Raw genomic sequence first — 19,436 nt, forward strand, 5'->3', positions numbered from 1 at the left:
AGGTGGCGCTGCGAAGCAGCGACGGAGTGGGGGAAGGCGCTCCCCGAACGCGCAGCCGCCGCAAAGCTGGCACAACGCAGCGAGCGCGAAAGCTCCGCCAAGTGGGCAACCAAGCAGAGGCATTGCTTTGGCTTGAACTGAAAGCGCGCAAGCTTGGCGGTCATCGCTTTACCCGTCAGCTCTCCATCGGCCCCTTCTATGCAGACTTCGCCTGCCGCGAAAATCGGCTCGTCATCGAGGTCGATGGATCCCAGCACGCCGACAGTCCCTATGACCGCCGCCGCGACGATTTTATGCGCGCGCAGGGCTATTCGATCCTGCGTATCTGGAGCCACGACGTCCTGAAACATCGTACTTCCGTCTGTGAGACCATCCTTGCCGCGCTTGATGGCAGGCTCTCCGAAAACATTGCTGCATCCGACCTCAACTTTGTTTTCACGCCCCATCCATTCGATTCAATCTCTTCAAAAACGGACCTATCTTCATGAAATCCCATGTAAAAGCGGTTGTCATTGGCGGCGGCGTCGTCGGCTGCTCGGTGCTCTATCATCTGGCCAAGGCCGGCTGGACCGACATCATGCTGATCGAGCGCTCGGAGCTCACCTCGGGCTCATCCTGGCACGCCGCCGGCGGCTTCCATACGCTGAACGGCGACCCGAACGTCGCCAAGCTGCAGGCCTATACGGTCCAGCTCTACAAGGAGATCGAGGAGATCTCGGGCCAATCCTGCTCGCTGCACCTGACAGGCGGCGTGATGTTGGCCGATACGCCCGAGCGCATGGACTTCCTGCGCCTTGCCCACGCCAAGGGCCGCTATCTCGGCATGGACACCGAACTGATCACGCCATCCGAAGCCAAGGCGATGTTCCCGCTGATGGACGAGACCAATTTCGTCGGCGCCATGTGGGATCCGGTTGAAGGCCATCTCGACCCCTCCGGCACCACCATCGCCTATTCCAAGGCGGCGAAAAAACTCGGCGCCGAAATCGTGCTGCGCAACCGCGTGGTCGACCTGACGCAGCAGCCGGACGGCACTTGGAATGTCGTCACCGAACAGGGCACGGTTCACGCCGAGCATGTCGTCAACTGCGGTGGCCTGTGGGCGCGCGAGATCGGCCGCATGGTCGGCGTCGAGCTGCCGGTGCTGGCCATGGAGCACATGTATCTGCTTACCGAACCGATGCCGGAGGTTGAGGAGTTCAACAAGTCGACCGGCCGCGAAATGATCGGCGTGCTCGACTTCAAGGGTGAGATCTACACCCGCCAGGAGCGCAACGGCATCCTGCTCGGTACCTATGAAAAGGCCTGCAAGCCGTGGTCGCCGGTCAACACGCCGTGGGATTTCGGCCATGAACTGCTGCCGCCCGACCTCGACCGCATCGCACCGTCGCTGGAAATCGGCTTCAAGCATTTCCCCGGCATCGAGAAGGCCGGCATCAAGCAGATCATCAACGGCCCCTTCACCTTCGCGCTCGACGGCAACCCGCTGGTCGGCCCGGTTCAGGGACTGACCAATTTCTGGTGTGCCTGCGCCGTGATGGCCGGTTTCAGCCAGGGCGGCGGTGTTGGTCTCGCTCTGTCCAACTGGATGGTCCACGGCGACCCGGGCTTCGACGTCTGGGGCATGGATGTCGCCCGCTTCGGCGAATGGGCCGGCCTGCGCTATACCAACGCCAAGGTGCGCGAAAACTATTCGCGCCGCTTCTCGATCCGCTTCCCCAACGAAGAACTGCCGGCCGCCCGCCCGGCGCAGACGACGCCGCTCTACGACACCATGCTCGCCAACAACGCCGTCATGGGTGATTCGTGGGGCCTCGAAACCCCGTTGTGGTTCGCGCCCAAGGGCAAGGAGCCGAAGGACGTCGTCTCCTTCCACCGCTCCAACGATTTTGGACCGATCGGCGAGGAAGTGCGCGCCACGCGCGAGCGCGTCGGCGTCACCGAGATCGCCAACTTCGCCAAATACGACGTGTCGGGACCGGGTGCGGAAGAGTTCCTCAACCGGCTGATGACCAACCGCATGCCGAAGACCGGTCGCATCGTGCTGACGCCGATGATCAACGAGTTCGGCAAGCTGATCGGCGACTTCACCATCGCCAAGGCCGGCGCGGACCGCTTCATGATCTGGGGTTCGTCGGCGGCGCAGAAGTACCACATGCGCTGGTTCGAAAAGCACCTGCCCAAAGACGGGTCGGTGCGCATCCACCGTTTCGACCAGACACTGGTCGGCCTCTCCATCGCCGGTCCGAAATCCCGCGACCTCTTGCAGAAACTGGTCGATGTCGACATTTCGACCAAGGCCTTCCGCTTCATGGATTTCCGTGAGATGGCGGTCGGCGGCGCGCCCTGTCTGGTCAACCGCATCACCTACACCGGCGACCTCGGCTACGAGATCTGGATGGCGCCGGCCTATGAGCGCCTCGTCTATAAAGCAATCAAGGATGCCGGCGAAGAATTCGGCGTCGTTGATTTCGGCATGCGCGCCTTGCTGTCGATGCGTCTGGAAAAGAATTTTCCGACCTGGTTCCGCGAGTTGCGACCGATCTACGGGCCGTTCGAAGGCTCCATGGACCGCTTCATCAAGCTTGAGAAGAACGATTTCATCGGCCGGGAAGCCGCCGCCAAGGAACAGGCGCGAGGGCCAAAACTGCGCCGCGTCTCCTTCATCGTCGATGCAGCGGACGCCGACGTAATGGGCGACGAGCCGATCTGGGCCAAGGTCAGCAAGGATTATGGCACGGTGGAAAAGCCACATGGCTACGGTGCGCCGCGCTTCGACACATCAGGCCAGGAAATACGCGGTTCAAAGGCCGCCGAAGGCGCGTCCGCCGTGCGCGGCATCGTCGATGGCGACTGGCGTGTGGTCGGCTGGGTGACGTCGGGCGGCTATGCGCATTACGTGCAGAAGTCGATGGCACAAGGCTATGTGCCGGCAGCCCTCGCCGAGGATGAAAGTGCCGGACTGTTCGAGATCGAGATTCTTGGATCCCGCCGCCCGGCCCGCATCAATGTCGAAGCGCCTTTCGACCCCAGCGGCGAGAAGATGCGAACCTGAGGTTTCGTCATGGATAGCGGGGCGCCAAAGGGAAGCTTCGGCCGCCACCGCAAGATCATGCCCTTTGTATCAGGCTCGATCGAAGCGTTGCGCGAAGCCTCCCGGGAGAAGGCGGCTTCGCTCAACCAGCATGTGCTGGGCTATGGTGCACAAGCTGAAGCGGAATGGGCGGCGGCAGGTATTGCCGCGCCCGACCTGTCGGCGATGCGAAAATACCGGCTCGAGCGCATCCGTGCCGAGCTGAGGCGCCGCGGCTACGCCGGCGCCTTGCTCTATGACCCCGTCAACATCCGCTACGCGACCGACTCTACCAATATGCAGCTCTGGGTCGCGCACAACCCGACGCGGCATTGCTTCGTCGCCACCGACGGGCCGGTGGTGCTGTTCGACTACTTTTCCTGCGAGCACCTGTCAGACCATTCCGGCATCGTCGACGAAGTGCGGCCGGCGGTGTCGTGGATGTATCTCTACAGCGGCGAACTGACCGAGCAAAAAGTCCGCCGCTGGGCCACCGGTATCGCCGATCTGGTCAGGGAGCACGGCGGCGGCAACAGCCGCATCGCCGTCGACCACATCAACCCGGAAGGCGTCGAGGAACTGGCGCGCCTTGGTGTTTCAATCGGCAATGGCGAAGCGGTGATGGAGAACGCCCGCTTGTTAAAATCGCCGGACGAAATCCTCGCCATGCGCCGCGCAATCGTCGCTTGCGAGGCGGCCATGGGCGAGATGGAACATGCGCTCAAGCCCGGTATCTCCGAAAACGAATTGTGGGCCGAACTCCATCGCGGCAACATCGCGCGCGGCGGCGAATGGATCGAAACGCGGCTGCTGACGTCGGGACCACGCACCAATCCGTGGTTCCAGGAATGTTCGTCGCGGAACATCGAGACGGGCGACCTGGTCGCCTTCGACACCGACCTGATCGGCCCCTACGGCTTCTGCGCCGATCTCTCGCGCACCTGGCTGTGCGGCGATACAAAGCCGACCAACGAACAGCGCGACCTGTTCCGCATCGCAGCCGACCAGATCGAACACAACATCGCGTTGATGCAGCCCAGCGTCTCGTTCCGCGACCTTGTCGAACGCTCAGCCATCCCGCCGGGAGACTGCTTCCCGACTCGCTACGGCGTGCTCTACCACGGCGTTGGACTGGCCGACGAATATCCAACCTTGCCGCATGCCAGTGACTGGACGCCAGACACGCCCGATGGCGTGCTTGAACCAGGCATGGTGCTGTGCGTGGAAAGCTATATCGGCCGGCTGGGCGGCCGCGAAGGTGTCAAGATCGAGGAGCAGATCCTGATCACCGAGACCGGCAACGAGAAGCTTTCAACCTACCCGTTGGATGCGAGGCTGCTCGGCTAGTCCGGCAAGCGCTTCGCGCATCGAGTGCACGGTCTTTTCCGGCGTCGTCCTGGCGGTGATGTAAGGCAGGCCTTTGCGTCGTGCCGTCCAGCCGACGATCACGACCTTGCGCGCCGCCGGCTCGAAACGCTGCGCCAGCGCCCAGCTTTCGCAGTCGATCGCCGCGATATCCGCTCTGCCTTCGGCGACCGCCACGATCGAGTCGCGATGGCCGCCGCTTTCGCCGCTCGATGAAAATATGTCCAGGTTTTCGCCGGCCGCTTCAAGGTCGCGCGTCAGCGCGATGATGCCCGACATGGAATCGAGGCTGTTGAAGGTAAAGCGCCGGTCTCGGATGAGATCGAGCGGCAGCAAGGCCTTGCCGTCGGCGGGCGACCGAACCTCCGGTCCCTCGCCTGCCCGCATAACCAGCGCGCTCGAATAGAGTTCGCCCTGTCCGCCCTCATAAGCGTCATAACTTGGCTGGCCAACCACCTGCACATGCCGGGACAGGCCGAGTTCCATCGGCCCCCAGCAGGCCTGCGCGAACAACAGTGCCGGATGCAGCCAGAGCTTATGGGAATCGAGTTCATCCGGCGGCAGCGTCGCCGGATCGGGCGAGATGAGGTTGCCTTCGTCATCCCAAATGCCACCCGGAACGACCGGCAGGTCGCCATTGCGGCGCACGATGGATTGCGGCGCATCGATACCCTTCCGCCGGAAGGCATCGCGCAACGACGTCCACTGCGCATCGACTTCCCCACGCATTTCGGGCCAGTCGTACATTGGCAAAGCCGCAATCAATTCGCTCATGCCGATATCAAACCACGAAGTCCGGAGAAAGGATCGCAAAAACGCGGCGCCCAATCAGAATTGGCCGACACGGTATCCACGCTATCCGCGGATGCTATTCCTTGGGCGGTTCGGCCGGGACCGGCACCGTGCCAAGCCCATTGATGTTGCGCGCCCTGACGCGCGGCTTGAACGCCCTGCCCGGCTCGGGGGCGCGCCGCAGAACCGGGTGCACGATCGGCTCCTTGGCCTTGAAGGCATAGGCTTTGACCAGCGCGAAATAGTTCGGGTAGGCATAGCCATTGTTCATCCGCAGCCAATCCTCGCGCCGGTCACGGAACAGCTTCGGCAGCCGGTACCAGGCGATGGTCGGGCTCTTGTGATGGACAAAATGCAGATTGTTGTTGAGGAACAGGAGCGACAGCGGCGAGCGCTCGACAATCACCGTGCGGCCTTCCGGATGCTCCGACCACTGATGCTCGGCATAGGTGCGGATCGAGATCAGCGACTGGCCGAGCCAGACCGGCACCAGCACATAGAGCCAAACCGGCATGCCGAACCCGAACTGTACGACCGGCAGCACCACGACAAGGCCGATCGCATGCAGCAGCCAGGCCTTGCGGATCGCCTTGTCTCCGGCGATCGCTTGCTTGGCGTCATCGATGAGGAAGCCGATGCAGGACAGCCATGGTCCAAGCACGAGGCGACCGGCCATGGTGTTGTTGATCTTCAGTACGAATTTCATCAGCGGCGGCAATTCTTCGTGATGCCACAGAGCCTTATAGTAGCTCTCGGGATCGTCCAGCGGATCGGTCAGCCGCTCGTCCGCATGGTGACGCAGATGAATGGTCTTGAAGCGGCGGAACGGCCAGGCAAGGCCGATCGGCAGGAAGACGAAGGCTTCGTTGACGAGGGCGTTGCGGGTCGGGTGACCGTGCAGCACTTCATGCATGATCGAGGACTGCAGAGCCAGTGTAACGGCCATAACGATAAGAGCCAGGATGGGATAGGATGGCCAGAGGAAGAGACCGGCGGCGAACCATGTGCCGTAGCAAAAGAATGCGAGAACCACGGTCGGCCATTCGATGGCCGGTCTGCTGCTTCGCCGAATGCTCTTGCCAGTCATGCTATCGACCACTGTCCCTCAGTTGCCGGAACCCCAACTGGTTCCTGACAGCATTGTGTCAGGAGAAGTGATTCCACTCAACGCGACAAAGTGCACAAAATGTTGCGATTGCGCATTTTTGACCGCATATGTTGCACATTGTGAACAGACTTAGGGATTCGTTTACGCCTCAAGCGCCTATTCACTTGGCTCGAGCGCAAATTTTTTCCTCCAGAAGACAGGAGCAAAGGCATGGACAAGCGCGATCTGTCGACGATCTTCCGGGAGCGTCTGAAGCTCCTCCTGACAAGATCCGACCTCAACCAGTCGGCCTTCGCGTCAGCAGTCGGCATCGATCGATCGGCGCTGTCGCAACTGATGTCGGGCGCCTCGACGCGCCTGCCGCGCGCTGAAACGCTGCTCAACATCGCCGCCGAATTCAAGGTGTCACTGGATTGGCTGCTTGGCCTCAGCCAGGACGAAGGCGTGACCGGCGAAATCCGCGAAAGCCTCGAGATCGAGGAAGCGCCCGACGGCTTCGACCGCACGCTGCTGGCAAAATGGTTCGCTGAAGCGGCCGGCACCAAGATCCGTTATGTGCCGGCCGGCATTCCCGATCTCCTGCGCACTCGCGCGCTCGTCGACTACGAAGCCAACATCACCAACAGGAGCCGCCTGGCGCAGGCCAGCGAGACGCAATACCGCATCGAATACAACCGGCGTCCGGAAACCGACATGGAAGTCTGCATGCCGCGCCACACGCTGGAGATTTTCGCCCGCGGCCTCGGTGTGTGGGACCGTTTCCCGGCGGCCGACCGCCAGCAGCAACTTGCCCATATGGCGACGCTGCTCGACGACCTCTATCCGACCTTCCGCCTGTTCCTTTACGACGGCCGCATGCGCTATTCCATCCCGCTCACCATCTTCGGCCCCTATCGCGCCGCCATCTATGTCGGCGACATGTATGTGGTGCTGAACGCCACCCAGCCCGTCCAGGCCCTGACCCGACATTTCGACAATCTGATCCGCGCCGCCGACATCAACCCGCACGAAGCGGCCGCCTTCGCACGCAATCTGGCCAGCATGTCGTTCGCATCAGGCACTGTCTGAGCGCGCTTGGGATACTGCTGGATCGTCCGACCCGCCTCCATGCCTGCCATTCCGACGTCGCAATTTGATTGACTAGACATAAAGACTTCTTTATATCCTTATTCGAATTCCAGGACATGAAAGCCAATCCGATGACGACGACCAATCCGATCGATGCCCTGCTGGCTGAAAAGGGTGTGCTGCTGGCCGATGGCGCCACGGGCACCAATTTGTTCGCCATGGGTCTGGAGGCTGGCGAGGCGCCGGAACTGCTAAACGAAACCGCGCCCGACACCATCACCCGCCTGCACCAGAATTTCGTCGACGCCGGCGCCGACATCATCCTGACCAACTCCTTCGGCGGCACCCGCCACCGGCTCAAGCTGCACCATGCGCAGGATCGTGTGCATGCGCTGAACAAGCGCGCGGCCGAGATTGCGCGGGCCGTTGCCGACAAGGCCAGCCGCAAGGTGATCGTCGCCGGCTCGGTCGGCCCGACCGGCGAATTGCTGGTGCCGCTTGGCGCCATGACCTATGACGAGGCGGTCGACGCCTTCGCCGAGCAGATCGAGGGTCTCAAGGAAGGTGGCGCCGAAGTCGCCTGGATCGAGACGATGTCCGCTCCCGACGAGATCCGCGCCGCTGCCGAAGCCGCCATCCGCGCCGGCATGCCCTACACCTATACCGGCTCCTTCGACACCGCCGGCCGCACCATGATGGGCCTGCTGCCGAAGGATATCCACGGCGTCGCCGATGGCCTGTCGCAAGCCCCGCTCGGCGTTGGCGCCAATTGCGGTGTCGGTGCCTCCGACATTCTGGCCTCGCTGCTCGACATGACCGAGGCGAAGCCGGAGGCGACCGTCATCGTCAAGGGCAATTGCGGAATCCCGGAATTCCGTGGCACCGAGATCCACTATTCCGGCACGCCGGAATTGATGGCAGACTATGTCCGCCTCGCCGTGGATGGCGGCGCCAAGATCATCGGCGGCTGCTGCGGCACCTCGTTTCAGCATCTTGCCGCGATGCGCAAGGCACTCGACGCCCACACCAAAGCGGCTCGTCCGACGGTCGAAAAAATCGTCGAGCGCATCGGCCCGATGCGCAACAAGGTGGCGACGGCAAACACGGCCGAGACTAGCGAAGCCCGCCGCGAGCGGCGGCGCACCCGCGCCTGACGCGATTTCTTTTTCGGTTATTCGCTGCTGTCGGCGTAGCTCGACTGCGCCGACCTGAAATCGACGACATTGTCGCCGCGCATTGTTGCAAGCGCACCCGATGCGGCGGGATCAGAAATGTGCTCCAGCATGGCGCCGAAGCGGTCGTTGGTCAGTGCCGACATGGCGGTGTGACGGGCCTGCGCGACATCATCGCTGATGCGTCTGGATTCGGCTGACGGGGCTGACGAAACCGCCGAAGCATCCCGTGCCGGCGGAGTAGAGTTGGCGATGGTTCTGATCTGCAATTCGGGCTCCCTCAAGCCTTAGACATGACCGGTGTAGCGAGAGGAAATTGCGATCCGGTACCGGAAATGCAGCGCAATTTAATGATCCAGCGCGCTGCCCTAGGATCTGTTGAGATTCAGGTCAGGCCGAGCCGAAAACAGTGACTTTCGAGAACCGGAGCGGAGCGTACTCAAGTACGTGAGCACCGGAAGCGCAGGAAGACACTGTTTGCAGGCCGGCATCACCTGAATATCGACAGATCCGAAAAGAGGCCGGCAAGGGAAAGTATCCCTCGCCGGCCTGCCTCACCCGCCCGTGGGCCGGTTATCAGAACGATCCCATCATCTGAAAGAAACCGGCCGTCATCGCCACTACCGGTTGCCGCCCAGCGCCGAGGCAAGGCGCACAAGCGAAAGGAACTCGGACCTGTACCCAAACGGGTCGGCTCCTCGGGCCGCAGTGGCAATCTCCATGATCTTGTCGTAGCCGAACTTCGCGGTCGCATCCTCGTCGCGCAGCTTCTGGCCGAAGGCCGCCACCGCGACGGAGAAACGCTGGTCGGTGCTCGCCTGGTCGAAGGACGCCACCTCGTTGGCCGAGGTCACCGGCGTGGTGATCAGCTTCGAGACGTCCTCGTTCGGCAGCTTGTAGCGGATCTTGACGAAGGCATATTCGTCCGCATTGGCAACGCCGCCATTGTTCACCGTGGCCTGGCCATAGCGTAGCGGATCGATCTGCTCGCCACCACCGCCCTTGGGCGTGATCTCATAGATCGCGGTGACCGAATGCCCCGAGCCGATATCGCCGGCATCGACGCGGTCATTGTTGAAATCCTCGCGGTTGAGCGCCCGGCTCTCGTAGCCGATCAGTCGATATTCGGAGACCTTGTCCGGGTTGAACTCGACCTGGATCTTCACATCCTTGGCGATGGTAAACAACGTCGAAGAAGCGTCCTCGACCAGCACCTTCTCGGCCTCGGCCAGCGTGTCGATATAAGCGGCGGTGCCGTTGCCGTTCTGGGCAATGGTCTGCATCATCTCATCGTTCAGATTGCCGCGGCCGAAGCCGAACACCGACAGGAACACGCCGGTCTTGCGCTCGCTCTCGATCAGCCGCTTCAGGTCGTCGTCATCGGTCTGGCCGACATTGAAGTCGCCGTCGGTGGCAAGCATCACCCGGTTGACGCCGTCCTTGATGAAGGACTGCTGAGCAAGCTTATAGGCTTCCTTGATGCCGGCCTCACCTGCCGTCGAGCCACCGGGTTGCAGATTATCGATGGCATTGAGGATCTTGTCCTTCTCGGCAACCTTTGTCGGCATCAGCACGGTGCCGGCGTCACCCGCATAGGTGACGATCGAGATGGTGTCGTCGGTCTTCAGCTTGCTGACCAGCAGCCGGAATGCCGACTTGAGCAGCGGCAGCTTGTCCGGTTCGTCCATCGAGCCCGACACGTCGATCAGGAAGACCAAATTGGCCTTCGGCTGCTCGGTCGGCTTGATGTCGAAACCCTTGATGGCGACATGCATCAGCTTGGTGTGCGTGTTCCACGGCGTCGGCATGACGCTGACTGTCGAGTTGAACGGCGTCGATGCCGAGTCCGGCCCCTTCCAGTCATAGGGGAAGTAATTGATCATCTCCTCGACGCGGACCGTATCGGCCTGCGGCAGGTAGCCCTGCTTCAGCGAGCCGCGCACGAAGGAATAGGAAGCGGTGTCGACATCGATCGAGAAGGTCGAGACCGGGTCTTCCAATGCGGCGTGCACCGGATTGGTCTTGAAATCCTGGACGCGGTCGTGGTTTTCCTCCTGCGGCGCGATCTGGTCGGCCGGGATGGCCGCCAGCTGCTGCGGGGCCACAAGCCTGGACTCAGCTCCCTGGACGCGACTGGCCCGCGCCGCATCAGGCGCGCTTGGCATGAGACCGGCAATCTCACCGCTGGGTGCAGGGGCCGGCCTGGAAGCTGGCAAAGTCCCATACTCCATCTCCTTGCCGCTGTAGGTCTTCAGGTCAAACTTCGACGATACAGTGGGGCTCACCGGCGCGTTCGGTTGTGCTGCGCCACCGGCGGCAGTCGATTCGGATTTCGGCGTCGCGGCCGACGCAAGGGCGTCGCTGGCGTCGCGGCTTTCCACATCCGCGTTGGCCTTCTTGTCCTTGGCCGGCGCGGTGGTCACGGCCGGCTCGTTGACGGCCTGATCTCCCGGTGCCTGCTTGGCCAATGGCTTCAGTGTCGCCGGCTTGTCGGCCAGCGTCTCGGTGATCTTCTCGTCGCCGCCGAACGGCGATAGCTGTTCCCCCAGCATATGGAAGGTGGCGTATCCGGCGATCGGCAGGGCGACGAGCCCGGCAATGGCCGGCGTGGCAATGAGTTTCTTTTGCATGATCTCGCTCCAGAGCTTTTGTGCTCGCTCTGTGAGACGAAGGCCGCCGACCGATCCTTGGGTGACAGCGGAAATATTCTGCTGGTCATAAGCGCGTAGGGCGGCCTCGAAGGCTCGCGCCTTCGCGCTCTCGCCGGGTGCGGGTAGTGCTGCATCGCGCAGCTTTCTGAGTTCGTTGTCGTCGACCATGGTCACACTTCCCCGGCTGAACGCATCACCGTCTTCAGCCGTTTCTTCGCTTCATGGATGTGCCAGGAAACCGTCGTCTCCGAGATCGCCATCGCCTCGGCGGCGGCCGCGTGGCTCAAGCCTTCGCCATAGACAAGCATCACGGCATCGCGCTGCTTGTCGGGCAATTGCCGCACCGCCCCCCACAGCGCCTCGGCGGGGTCTTCGCTCTCGGCCGGGGCCTCGCCCGAAATCAGCGCATGGACGCCATAAGCCTCGGTCTTGACGGTCTCGCGCGCGGTCTTGCGCATCAGGTCGCGCGCGGCGTTCATCGTCATGGTATAGAGCCATGTCGTGAACGCGCCGCCGCCGCGATAATCGCGGATCGCCTTGCCGAGCCGGACGCAGACTTCTTGGGCGATGTCCTCGGCATCCGCCTTCCTGCCGCACCAGCGATAGGCGGCGCGATAGACGAAGTCGTAGTGACGCTCCAGCAACTTGCCGAAGGCCCCCCTGTCTCCGCCCTTCGCCCGCCCGATCAGCTCGGCGTCGGAGGCTTCGCTCTCATCCAGCATCATCGCCATCATTTGCCTGTTGGACGAAGGCTAATGGCTAATCCTTGGGGTGATGGAAAGATTTTTTCGAATTGGGACTTTTGCGGCTGGGGGCGGATTGAGATTCAGGTCAGGCCGGCCTCACCTGAATGTCAACATGCCTGGCCCGCCGCCCAGCCCGACGACCATGCCCATTGGAAATTATAACCGCCGAGCCAGCCGGTGACGTCGACGACTTCGCCGATGAAGAACAGACCAGGTATCGATTTCGCCTGCATCGTCTTCTGGTCGAGGCCGTGGGTGTCTACCCCGCCAAGCGTCACTTCGGCCGTCCGGTAGCCTTCCGAACCGGCTGGCTTGATGCGCCAGTCGTTGACCGCGGCCTCGACGGTTTTGATGTGGGCCTCGGAAAGACCGGCGAGGTTGCCGTCGAGCCCGGTTCGCTCGGCTATCGCCTGGGCCAGCCGTTTCGGCAAATGATTTGCAAGCACGGTCTGAACCGCTTGCCGGCCATTGTCACGCTTGGCGGCGCGGACGAGCTCAGCCACATCCACGCCCGGCAGCATGGCGATGCGGATTTCATCACCCTCGCGCCAATAGGAGGAGATTTGCAGGATGGAGGGCCCGCTGACACCGCGATGCGTGAACAGCATCGCCTCGGAAAACCGCATCTTGCCGCAGGCAATCTCGGCGTCGACGGCGTTTCCGGCCAGGGGCGAAAGTCGCTCGAGCGTCTTTGCATCGAAGGTCAGCGGCACCAGGGCAGGTCGTGTTTCGACGATGGCAAGGCCAAACCGTTCGGCAAGCTCGTAGCCGAAGCCCGTCGCGCCCATCTTGGGGATCGACTTGCCACCACAGGCCACGACCAGGGACTGGCAAGAGACCGCGCCGGTGGAGAGCGTGAGTTCGAACCCTTGCTCGGTTTTGCCGACCGTCTCAACGCGGGTCGACAATACCAGCTCGGCGCCCCTGCCCCGCATCTCCGAAACCAGCATGTCGATGATCTGGCGCGCGGAGCCGTCACAAAACAGCTGCCCCAGTGTCTTCTGGTGATAGGCAATGCCGTGGCGTTCGACGAGCACGATGAAGTCGCGCTGCGTATAGCGGCTGAGCGCCGAGATGCAGAAATGCGGATTCCTCGAGATAAAATTCTTCGGGCTCGCATGGATGTTGGTGAAATTGCACCGGCCGCCGCCTGAGATACGGATCTTTTCGCCAGGTGCCGCCGCATGATCGAGGATCAGCACCGAACGGCCGCGCTTGGCGGCCTCCAGGGCGCACATCATTCCGGCGGCGCCGGCGCCGATGATCACGACATCATAGGATTGCATCAGGCTGATCGTTCCCGCATGACCCCGCGCCGCACTAGCCGGGCGAGCCGCTCATTCGGCCCTGATACCTCCAATGTGCCGCGCGGCCAACAGGGTGGCGAAGGCTCAGACCAGCGTTTCTGCGAACAAGTCAGTCAATCGCTTCCAATGCCGCTCGGCGCCGGCTGCGTTGAAGACGCCATGGTCGGGCACGCACCAGCCATGCGCTATGCCGACATAATTCTCGATCGCGTGGTCGACTTCAGCATTCCGCAGTGCCTCTTCCAGCCGCGTCGACTGCTCCGGCGGAAAGCTCCGGTCGACGCCCGCCATGCCGACATAGACGCGCGCTTTGATGGAGGCCGCCTTGCGGTGGGGGCTGTCGGCGGCATCGCTGGCGAGATTGCCGCCATGGAAACTGGCGGCGGCCTTGATCGTGTCTGGATACGTCGCAGCGGCGTTGAGCGCCCGCGCTCCGCCCATGCAATAACCGACGGTGCCGATCGGCCCGGTGACGCCTTCGGCGGACATTGCCTCGAGAAACGCGCTGCTGTCGCTGATGGTCATCTCCTGCGTCGTGCCGGTGACCAGCGCCATCAGCGCCGCCTTGGTCTTTTCCTCGGCAAAGGCGGTCTTGGCATCGAACGGCCCGTAAGGCGCATTGCGATAGAAGAGGTCCGGCACCAGCACCGCATAGCCCTCGCCCGCCAGCCGTTCCGCCATTTGGTCAAGCGCCGGCCGTGGACCGAAAGCGTCCTGATAGAGGATGATGCCAGCTTTGGCTGGAGAGACCTTGGCCGAGCGGAACAGGCCAGCCTTCGCCACGCCGTCACGGGTCTTGATCTGAAGGTCCTGCTTCGCCATTGCCTGCTCCGTTGATCAGATGGGCGATACATATCCGCGCAAGCGGCCACGGCAAGGCAGTTGCCTGAGGCCGCCAGTCAACATTTCGTGGGATCGCGTGACGCGCTAAAGACCAGCGAATGCAGCCATATGGAAGGCCTGAACCTCTGCCGGATAGCGGTAGCTTGTGCCATAGGGGCAGGCATTGCGGTCAAGGCAACCGCCAGTACGGCACGACCCGCCATTCGCCCCGCGCACATGGGTCAGGCAGGGCTGGCAGGCGAATCCTTCCGTGGAATAGGCATCGACCGGACAGGATTTCAGACAGGGTTTGTCGACGCATGTGTCGCAGAGATGGATCGCCTCGCGAGGCTCCGGAAGCGCTACCTCCTCCTCGAACAGCAACGCCCCGCGATAGGCATGCCACAGTCCGTATTGTGGATGCATGAGGATGCCGAGCGGCGACGGCTTCAGCCCCTCCGCCCGAACAGCCCATTGCTGGAACGGCAGGTAAGGCTTCTCCGACGGCGAAACAGCGCGCGCGCCAAACTTTTCAGCCACAGCGCCAATCACCTGCCGCGACCAGGTGTCGAGCGGATTGGCGATCACCTTTGGCTGCTGCCGCCGCCAGCGCAGGAAATGCGGCCTGGGTGCCGCACCCGCCTGCCCTACCAGCAGGACGGACTTTGCCGGCGCGCCCGAGGCGCCATTAGGGGCACCGTCGTGAGGGGGAAAAAGAAAGCCGCCACGCAGGATGAGGCCGTTGGCGCCAAGCGCGGCCGTGATCTCCTCGATCATGCCGCGCACGCAAATCATCCCTTCTTGTCCGGATCGGAGAAGGCGCTCCGCCAGACTTCCTTGTGGATGATGTTGGCGACTTTAGCCCCGCCTGAGTCGGGCTCCTTTCAGGTGAAGGCGTCGGGCATCGACCCCTTCTTCTTGGCGATGAAGTCCTTCAGGGCTTCGTCGATGCCTTCATCAAGGTGCGGCGCCTCGTAAGTCTCCAGCCAGCGCCGCGCCAGATCGTTGGCGCGCTGCGGCGCGGTCTTCTGACCCTCGGCCAGCCACTGCTCATAGGAGTTGTTGTCGGCGATCGACGAGCGGTAGAAGGCGGTCTGGAAATTGGCCTGTGTGTGGTCGCAACCGAGATAATGGCTGCCCGGACCGACCTGGCGGATGGCGTCCATCGCCTGGCCGTTTTCCGAAAGATCGACGCCTTCGGAGAATTTTTGGGTCATGCCGAGCTGGTCGATATCCATCATGAATTTTTCGTAGCAGGACGCCAGGCCGCCTTCGAGCCAGCCAGCCGAATGCAGCACGAAGTTGGTGCCGGCGAGAATGGTCGAGTTCAGCGTGTTGGCGCTCTCATAGGCTGCCTGCGCGTCCGGGACTTTCGAGGCGCAGAGCGAGCCGCCGGTGCGGAACGGTAAGCCGAGACGGCGTGCGAGTTGTGCCGCGCCATAGGAGACCAGCGACGGCTCCGGAGTGCCGAAGGTCGGCGCGCCCGACTGCATGGAGATCGAAGAGGCGAAGGTGCCGAACAGCACCGGCGCGCCCGGACGGATCAGCTGTGTGAATGAGGCGCCGGCCAGCACTTCGGCCAGGACCTGCGTCAGCGTGCCGGCGACCGTCACCGGGCTCATCGCGCCGGCGAGGATGAACGGCGTGACGATGCAGGCCTGGTTATGACGCGAATAGACCTTCAGGGCGCCCAGCATGGTCTCGTCGAACACCATCGGCGAATTGGCGTTGATCAGGCTGGTCAGCACGGTGTTGTTCTCGACGAAGTCGTCGCCGAAGACGAGCTTGGCCATCGCCACCGTGTCCTCGGCGCGCTCCGGCGCGGTCACCGAACCCATGAACGGCTTGTCGGAATATTTGATGTGCGCGTAGACCATGTCGAGATGGCGCTTGTTGACCGGCACGTCGACCGGCTCGCACACCGTGCCGCCCGAATGGTGGATCGACGGCGCCATATAGGCGAGCTTCACGAAATTCTGGAAATCCTCGATCGTCGCATAGCGCCTGACGCCGTCGAGATCGCGCACGAAGGGCGGACCATAGACCGGCGCGAACACGGTCGCATTGCCGCCGATCTGCACCGAGCGTTCTGAATTGCGGGCATGCTGGGTGTAGACGGAGGGCGCGGTCTTCAAGAGCGAACGGCAGAGCCCCTTGGGAAAATGCACGCGCTCGCCCTTGACGTCGGCGCCGGCCTCTTTCCACAGCTGCAACGCTTCCGCGTCATCGCGGAAAATAATGCCGATCTCTTCCAGCACCGTGTCGGTGTTCTTCTCGATCAGCGCCAGGCCTTCCTCGTTCAGCACCTCGTAGACGTTGATCTTGCGCTTGATGTAGGTGAGCTGTGTGCCGGGGCCGCCGCCGGAACGCGCCGCGCGCCTTGCCGCCGCTCCGCCGCTGGCGCCGCGCCCACGCCGCGCGTTGGACGCTTCCTGGTCGACTGCCGCGTGTTCGCTCATGATCGCTCTTCCCTGAATATGGCCTGCCTGACGATGGCCGGTCCGTAACCGTTGCGGCCGCATGGCGCGGCTTTCGCCGGATCGTAGCCAAGCACCCTATTCGAAACGGCCCGTCCGCGCCAACGCCTGTCGCAAAATCGACAAGAAATCCGATAGATTTTCCAGTCGCTTTCCTTTTGCGGGAAGTCGCAAATCAGCTATGGATACCCGCCCGTTGCGGGTTAGGTATGAACGCCATTATTTTGTGCCTTGCGACACAGTCGCGATGCCGTGAGGAGCTGGATTAAAATGTCCGACGACGAGATCATCCTTTCCGAACTTTCCGACGACGAGTTGGTGCAGCAGATGCACGACGATCTCTATGACGGTCTGAAGGAAGAAATCGAGGAAGGCACGCGCATCCTGCTCGATCGCGGCTGGGTGCCCTACAAGGTGCTGACCGAGGCGCTGGTCGAAGGCATGCGTATCGTCGGCGAGGATTTTCGCGACGGCATCCTGTTCGTTCCCGAAGTGCTGTTGTCGGCCAATGCGATGAAGGCCGGTATGTTCATCCTGCGCCCGCTGCTCGCCGCCACCGGCGCGCCGAAACAGGGCAAGATGGTGATCGGCACCGTCAAGGGCGACATCCACGACATCGGCAAGAACCTCGTCGGCATGATGATGGAGGGTGCTGGCTTCGACGTCATCGACCTCGGCATCAACAACGCGGTCGAGAAGTATCTCGATGCGATCGAGCAGCACCAGCCCGACATCATCGGCATGTCGGCGCTGCTCACCACCACCATGCCCTACATGAAGGTCGTCATCGACACGATGAAGGAAAAAGGCATTCGCGACGACTATGTCGTGCTGGTCGGCGGCGCGCCGCTCAACGAGGAATTCGGCAAGGCCGTCGGCGCCGACGCCTATTGCCGCGACGCCGCGGTGGCGGTCGAGACCGCCAAGGACTTCATGAAACGCAAGCACAACGTCCGTGCTTCGGCCTGATTGGACAATCCGGCATGGACAATAGAAAAAGCCGCGCCTTGCAGCGCGGCTTTTTTGTTCCCAGATGATGGGAAGGCCGCTCGCGGATCAGGGCTTGGTGACGGTGTCCTTGACCGCCCTGGCCGTCGATTTGACGTCCTTGCCGACGCCGCGGACGGTGTTCGCGCAAGCCGTAAGGGCCAGGACGCTGGCAAGAATGGCAATCGGTGCGATGCGTAGCAGTTTCATGGACCGTGTCTCCCTCAATAGATAAATTAGCTTACAGCAACGAAGCTCGGCTTGACTGATCCCATGGCCAAAACACAGAAAACGAAGCCGAATCAAAGCGACAGGCTGCTCGTCATCGCCTGCGGGATGATTGCGCGCGAGGTGTTGGCCGTCAAGGAACGGCTCGGGCTGGATCACCTCGAATTGACGTGTTTGCCGGCGGAATTTCATTTCTATCCCGACCGCATCGCGCCGGCCATGGACAAGGCGATCGAAAAGGCCAAGGCGGAGGGTTACGAGCACATCTTCGTCGGCTATGCCGATTGCGGCACTGGCGGCGTGCTTGACCGCGTGTTGGAGAAGCATGGCGTCGAGCGCATGGCCGGCCCGCATTGCTTCGCCTTCTATCAAGGCATGGAGGCCTATGCGAAGGTCGGCGACGACGACATGATGTCGTTCTACATGACGGACTTCCTGTGCCGTCAATTCGATGCCTTCTTCATGAAGCCGCTCGGCCTGGACAAGCACCCGGAGCTGATCAAGGACTATTTCGGCAACTACCAGAAGCTGATCTATCTGGCGCAGACCGATGATCCGGAGCTCGACAAGGTCGCGGAAAAGGCCGCGGCCCTGCTTGGCCTTGCCTATGAGCGCCGCTCCACCGGTTTTGGCGACCTGACGCCAGGCCTGGCGCGGGCGGCCGCGAACGCCTGACGGCTCAGGTCCCGTCTTCGGCCGCCAGCGCCGCCAGCACGTCGGCAAAACTTTTCCTGCAGGCAAAGCCCAGCCTGTCCCTCGCCCGTGACGCGTCATAGACCCGGTCGATCGAGGAAAACATCGTCCAGCCTTTGCGCGCATAAAGTGCCGGAAATTCGGGAAAATAACGCGCCACGACCGATGGAGCGTCCGCGATCAAATCCGCGCAATCTCCGGGCTGGAACGGCGTTGGCGCACAGACGATGAAGATGTCGAAGCCGAGCTCCGGTGCCTTCTCCAATGCCGCGACATGCGCCTGCGCCGCGTCGTCCACCGTCATCCGCCGAAACAGCAGTTCGTTCGCCTTGGTGTTGGCGTCCGACTGCTCGATCGCATGCGCCATGTCGTCGGGCTCGGGGAAGAAACGTGCCGTGCGCAGCACCACCACCGGCAGCCCGTGCCGGAGGTGGTAGAGACGGCAGAGATGCTCGGCGGAGAGCTTGGTCACCCCATAGATGTTGCGCGGCTCGGGCGACATCGCCTCCGTCAGCCATGCCGCCTTGCGTGCACCACCCTTGAAGCCGTCGCGTATCGCCTGCGAGATCATCAGCGAGGTCGTTGACGTGAAGACGAAGCGTTGCACATTGGCCGCCACCGCCGCGTCGAGCAGGTTTAGCGTGCCTTGCACATTGGCCGCGATGAAATCGCTGTTGGCGTGGCTTTCTATGTTGGGCTTGTGTAGCGCACCGCTGTGAATGATGGCCTCTATCCGGTTTTCCCCGACGGCACGCATGACGAGATCGCGGTCGGCAATCGAACCGACGATCCGCGTTTCGGCCGATGGAACGGGATCGATCCCGATCACCTCATGTCCAATCCCGCGCAGGAGCGGCGCCAACGCGCTTCCCAGCCAACCCGACGACCCCGTGAGCAAGATTCGCATTCGTCACACCATGAATTTCGACCGTGACGCTGTTAAGCAC

18 protein-coding genes are annotated in these 19,436 nt (G+C 62.4%); 7 read left to right on the forward strand and 11 right to left on the reverse strand.

Annotated features, from left to right (window positions below):
- The first annotated feature begins 2 nt into the window (after positions 1 to 2).
- From O7A61_RS09830 to O7A61_RS09840, 3 genes are read left to right on the forward strand one after another with little or no spacing between them, the layout of a single operon-like run.
- Positions 3 to 488: an endonuclease domain-containing protein gene (locus O7A61_RS09830; RefSeq protein ID WP_337129576.1), complete on the forward strand. Its 486-nt coding sequence runs from the start codon at positions 3 to 5 to the stop codon at positions 486 to 488.
- Positions 485 to 3,055 carry a GcvT family protein gene (locus tag O7A61_RS09835; RefSeq protein WP_337129577.1) on the forward strand — a complete coding sequence of 857 codons (2,571 nt, stop codon included), beginning with the start codon at positions 485 to 487 and terminating at the stop codon, positions 3,053 to 3,055. The genes O7A61_RS09830 and O7A61_RS09835 overlap by 4 nt, the downstream gene beginning before the upstream one ends.
- A gap of 9 nt (positions 3,056 to 3,064) precedes the next feature.
- Complete coding sequence (locus O7A61_RS09840; protein ID WP_337129579.1) at positions 3,065 to 4,420, forward strand: M24 family metallopeptidase; 1,356 nt, start codon at positions 3,065 to 3,067, stop codon at positions 4,418 to 4,420.
- Here O7A61_RS09840 and O7A61_RS09845 read toward each other — a convergent pair.
- On the reverse strand, positions 4,385 to 5,212 hold the full coding sequence (locus O7A61_RS09845; RefSeq protein WP_337129581.1) for a phosphate/phosphite/phosphonate ABC transporter substrate-binding protein: 828 nt from the start codon (positions 5,210 to 5,212) through the stop codon (positions 4,385 to 4,387). The genes O7A61_RS09840 and O7A61_RS09845 overlap by 36 nt on opposite strands.
- 94 nt (positions 5,213 to 5,306) lie before the next feature.
- A complete protein-coding gene (locus tag O7A61_RS09850) occupies positions 5,307 to 6,317 on the reverse strand; it encodes a fatty acid desaturase (RefSeq protein ID WP_337129583.1) in 1,011 nt (336 codons plus the stop codon).
- 231 nt (positions 6,318 to 6,548) lie between these two features.
- Here O7A61_RS09850 and O7A61_RS09855 point away from each other — a divergent pair, with 231 nt between their 5' ends.
- Entirely contained in the window at positions 6,549 to 7,406 is an 858-nt protein-coding gene (locus O7A61_RS09855) for a helix-turn-helix domain-containing protein (RefSeq protein ID WP_337129585.1), read from the forward strand.
- Positions 7,407 to 7,537: 131 nt separating this feature from the next.
- Complete coding sequence (bmt, locus tag O7A61_RS09860) at positions 7,538 to 8,560, forward strand: betaine--homocysteine S-methyltransferase (protein WP_337129631.1); 1,023 nt, start codon at positions 7,538 to 7,540, stop codon at positions 8,558 to 8,560.
- A gap of 17 nt (positions 8,561 to 8,577) precedes the next feature.
- On the opposite strand, the gene O7A61_RS09865 is transcribed toward bmt, so the two are convergent.
- From O7A61_RS09865 to O7A61_RS09895, 7 genes are all read right to left on the reverse strand, one after another.
- Entirely contained in the window at positions 8,578 to 8,847 is a 270-nt protein-coding gene (locus O7A61_RS09865) for a hypothetical protein (protein WP_337129587.1), read from the reverse strand.
- 351 nt (positions 8,848 to 9,198) lie between these two features.
- Positions 9,199 to 11,397 carry a YfbK domain-containing protein gene (locus tag O7A61_RS09870; protein ID WP_337129588.1) on the reverse strand — a complete coding sequence of 733 codons (2,199 nt, stop codon included), beginning with the start codon at positions 11,395 to 11,397 and terminating at the stop codon, positions 9,199 to 9,201.
- A gap of 2 nt (positions 11,398 to 11,399) precedes the next feature.
- The gene (locus O7A61_RS09875; RefSeq protein ID WP_337129590.1) at positions 11,400 to 11,960 is read right to left on the reverse strand and encodes an RNA polymerase sigma factor; all 561 of its coding nucleotides are present in this window, start codon (positions 11,958 to 11,960) and stop codon (positions 11,400 to 11,402) included.
- 122 nt (positions 11,961 to 12,082) lie between these two features.
- Entirely contained in the window at positions 12,083 to 13,261 is a 1,179-nt protein-coding gene (locus tag O7A61_RS09880) for an NAD(P)/FAD-dependent oxidoreductase (RefSeq protein ID WP_337129592.1), read from the reverse strand.
- Positions 13,262 to 13,366: 105 nt separating this feature from the next.
- Positions 13,367 to 14,104: a dienelactone hydrolase family protein gene (locus O7A61_RS09885; RefSeq protein ID WP_337129594.1), complete on the reverse strand. Its 738-nt coding sequence runs from the start codon at positions 14,102 to 14,104 to the stop codon at positions 13,367 to 13,369.
- Between the two features lie 105 nt (positions 14,105 to 14,209).
- A complete protein-coding gene (locus O7A61_RS09890) occupies positions 14,210 to 14,890 on the reverse strand; it encodes a 4Fe-4S dicluster domain-containing protein (RefSeq protein ID WP_337129596.1) in 681 nt (226 codons plus the stop codon).
- A gap of 98 nt (positions 14,891 to 14,988) precedes the next feature.
- Positions 14,989 to 16,563 (reverse strand): trimethylamine methyltransferase family protein, encoded by a 1,575-nt coding sequence (locus O7A61_RS09895; RefSeq protein ID WP_140718107.1) that lies wholly within the window; start codon positions 16,561 to 16,563, stop codon positions 14,989 to 14,991.
- 288 nt (positions 16,564 to 16,851) lie between these two features.
- On the opposite strand from O7A61_RS09895, the gene O7A61_RS09900 reads away from it, so the two are divergent.
- On the forward strand, positions 16,852 to 17,550 hold the full coding sequence (locus tag O7A61_RS09900; protein WP_140502640.1) for a corrinoid protein: 699 nt from the start codon (positions 16,852 to 16,854) through the stop codon (positions 17,548 to 17,550).
- 87 nt (positions 17,551 to 17,637) lie between these two features.
- Here the strand turns inward: O7A61_RS09900 and O7A61_RS09905 are convergent, their stop codons facing one another.
- Complete coding sequence (locus O7A61_RS09905) at positions 17,638 to 17,778, reverse strand: entericidin A/B family lipoprotein (protein WP_140502638.1); 141 nt, start codon at positions 17,776 to 17,778, stop codon at positions 17,638 to 17,640.
- Positions 17,779 to 17,841: 63 nt separating this feature from the next.
- Between O7A61_RS09905 and O7A61_RS09910 the strand changes: the two genes are divergently transcribed.
- Entirely contained in the window at positions 17,842 to 18,471 is a 630-nt protein-coding gene (locus tag O7A61_RS09910; RefSeq protein ID WP_337129601.1) for a DUF1638 domain-containing protein, read from the forward strand.
- 4 nt (positions 18,472 to 18,475) lie between these two features.
- On the opposite strand, the gene O7A61_RS09915 is transcribed toward O7A61_RS09910, so the two are convergent.
- A complete protein-coding gene (locus O7A61_RS09915; RefSeq protein ID WP_337129603.1) occupies positions 18,476 to 19,396 on the reverse strand; it encodes an NAD-dependent epimerase/dehydratase family protein in 921 nt (306 codons plus the stop codon).
- Positions 19,397 to 19,436 lie beyond the last annotated feature (40 nt).

It is taken from the genome of Mesorhizobium sp. Cs1321R2N1 (assembly GCF_037179725.1).
Lineage (GTDB): Bacteria > Pseudomonadota > Alphaproteobacteria > Rhizobiales > Rhizobiaceae > Mesorhizobium > Mesorhizobium salmacidum.

Bases quoted from the DNA above. Each gene is read 5' to 3' on its own strand.
- O7A61_RS09855 (WP_337129585.1), top strand. From the start codon at position 6,549: ATGGACAAGCGCGATCTGTCGACGATCTTCCGGGAGCGTCTGAAGCTC.
- O7A61_RS09900 (WP_140502640.1), top strand. From the start codon at position 16,852: ATGTCCGACGACGAGATCATCCTTTCCGAACTTTCCGACGACGAGTTG.
- O7A61_RS09875 (WP_337129590.1), bottom strand. From the start codon at position 11,960: ATGGCGATGATGCTGGATGAGAGCGAAGCCTCCGACGCCGAGCTGATC.
- bmt (WP_337129631.1), top strand. From the start codon at position 7,538: ATGACGACGACCAATCCGATCGATGCCCTGCTGGCTGAAAAGGGTGTG.
- O7A61_RS09915 (WP_337129603.1), bottom strand. From the start codon at position 19,396: ATGCGAATCTTGCTCACGGGGTCGTCGGGTTGGCTGGGAAGCGCGTTG.
- O7A61_RS09850 (WP_337129583.1), bottom strand. From the start codon at position 6,317: ATGACTGGCAAGAGCATTCGGCGAAGCAGCAGACCGGCCATCGAATGG.
- O7A61_RS09895 (WP_140718107.1), bottom strand. From the start codon at position 16,563: ATGAGCGAACACGCGGCAGTCGACCAGGAAGCGTCCAACGCGCGGCGT.
- O7A61_RS09885 (WP_337129594.1), bottom strand. From the start codon at position 14,104: ATGGCGAAGCAGGACCTTCAGATCAAGACCCGTGACGGCGTGGCGAAG.
- O7A61_RS09845 (WP_337129581.1), bottom strand. From the start codon at position 5,212: ATGAGCGAATTGATTGCGGCTTTGCCAATGTACGACTGGCCCGAAATG.
- O7A61_RS09840 (WP_337129579.1), top strand. From the start codon at position 3,065: ATGGATAGCGGGGCGCCAAAGGGAAGCTTCGGCCGCCACCGCAAGATC.
- O7A61_RS09870 (WP_337129588.1), bottom strand. From the start codon at position 11,397: ATGGTCGACGACAACGAACTCAGAAAGCTGCGCGATGCAGCACTACCC.
- O7A61_RS09880 (WP_337129592.1), bottom strand. From the start codon at position 13,261: ATGCAATCCTATGATGTCGTGATCATCGGCGCCGGCGCCGCCGGAATG.
- O7A61_RS09905 (WP_140502638.1), bottom strand. From the start codon at position 17,778: ATGAAACTGCTACGCATCGCACCGATTGCCATTCTTGCCAGCGTCCTG.
- O7A61_RS09910 (WP_337129601.1), top strand. From the start codon at position 17,842: ATGGCCAAAACACAGAAAACGAAGCCGAATCAAAGCGACAGGCTGCTC.
- O7A61_RS09835 (WP_337129577.1), top strand. From the start codon at position 485: ATGAAATCCCATGTAAAAGCGGTTGTCATTGGCGGCGGCGTCGTCGGC.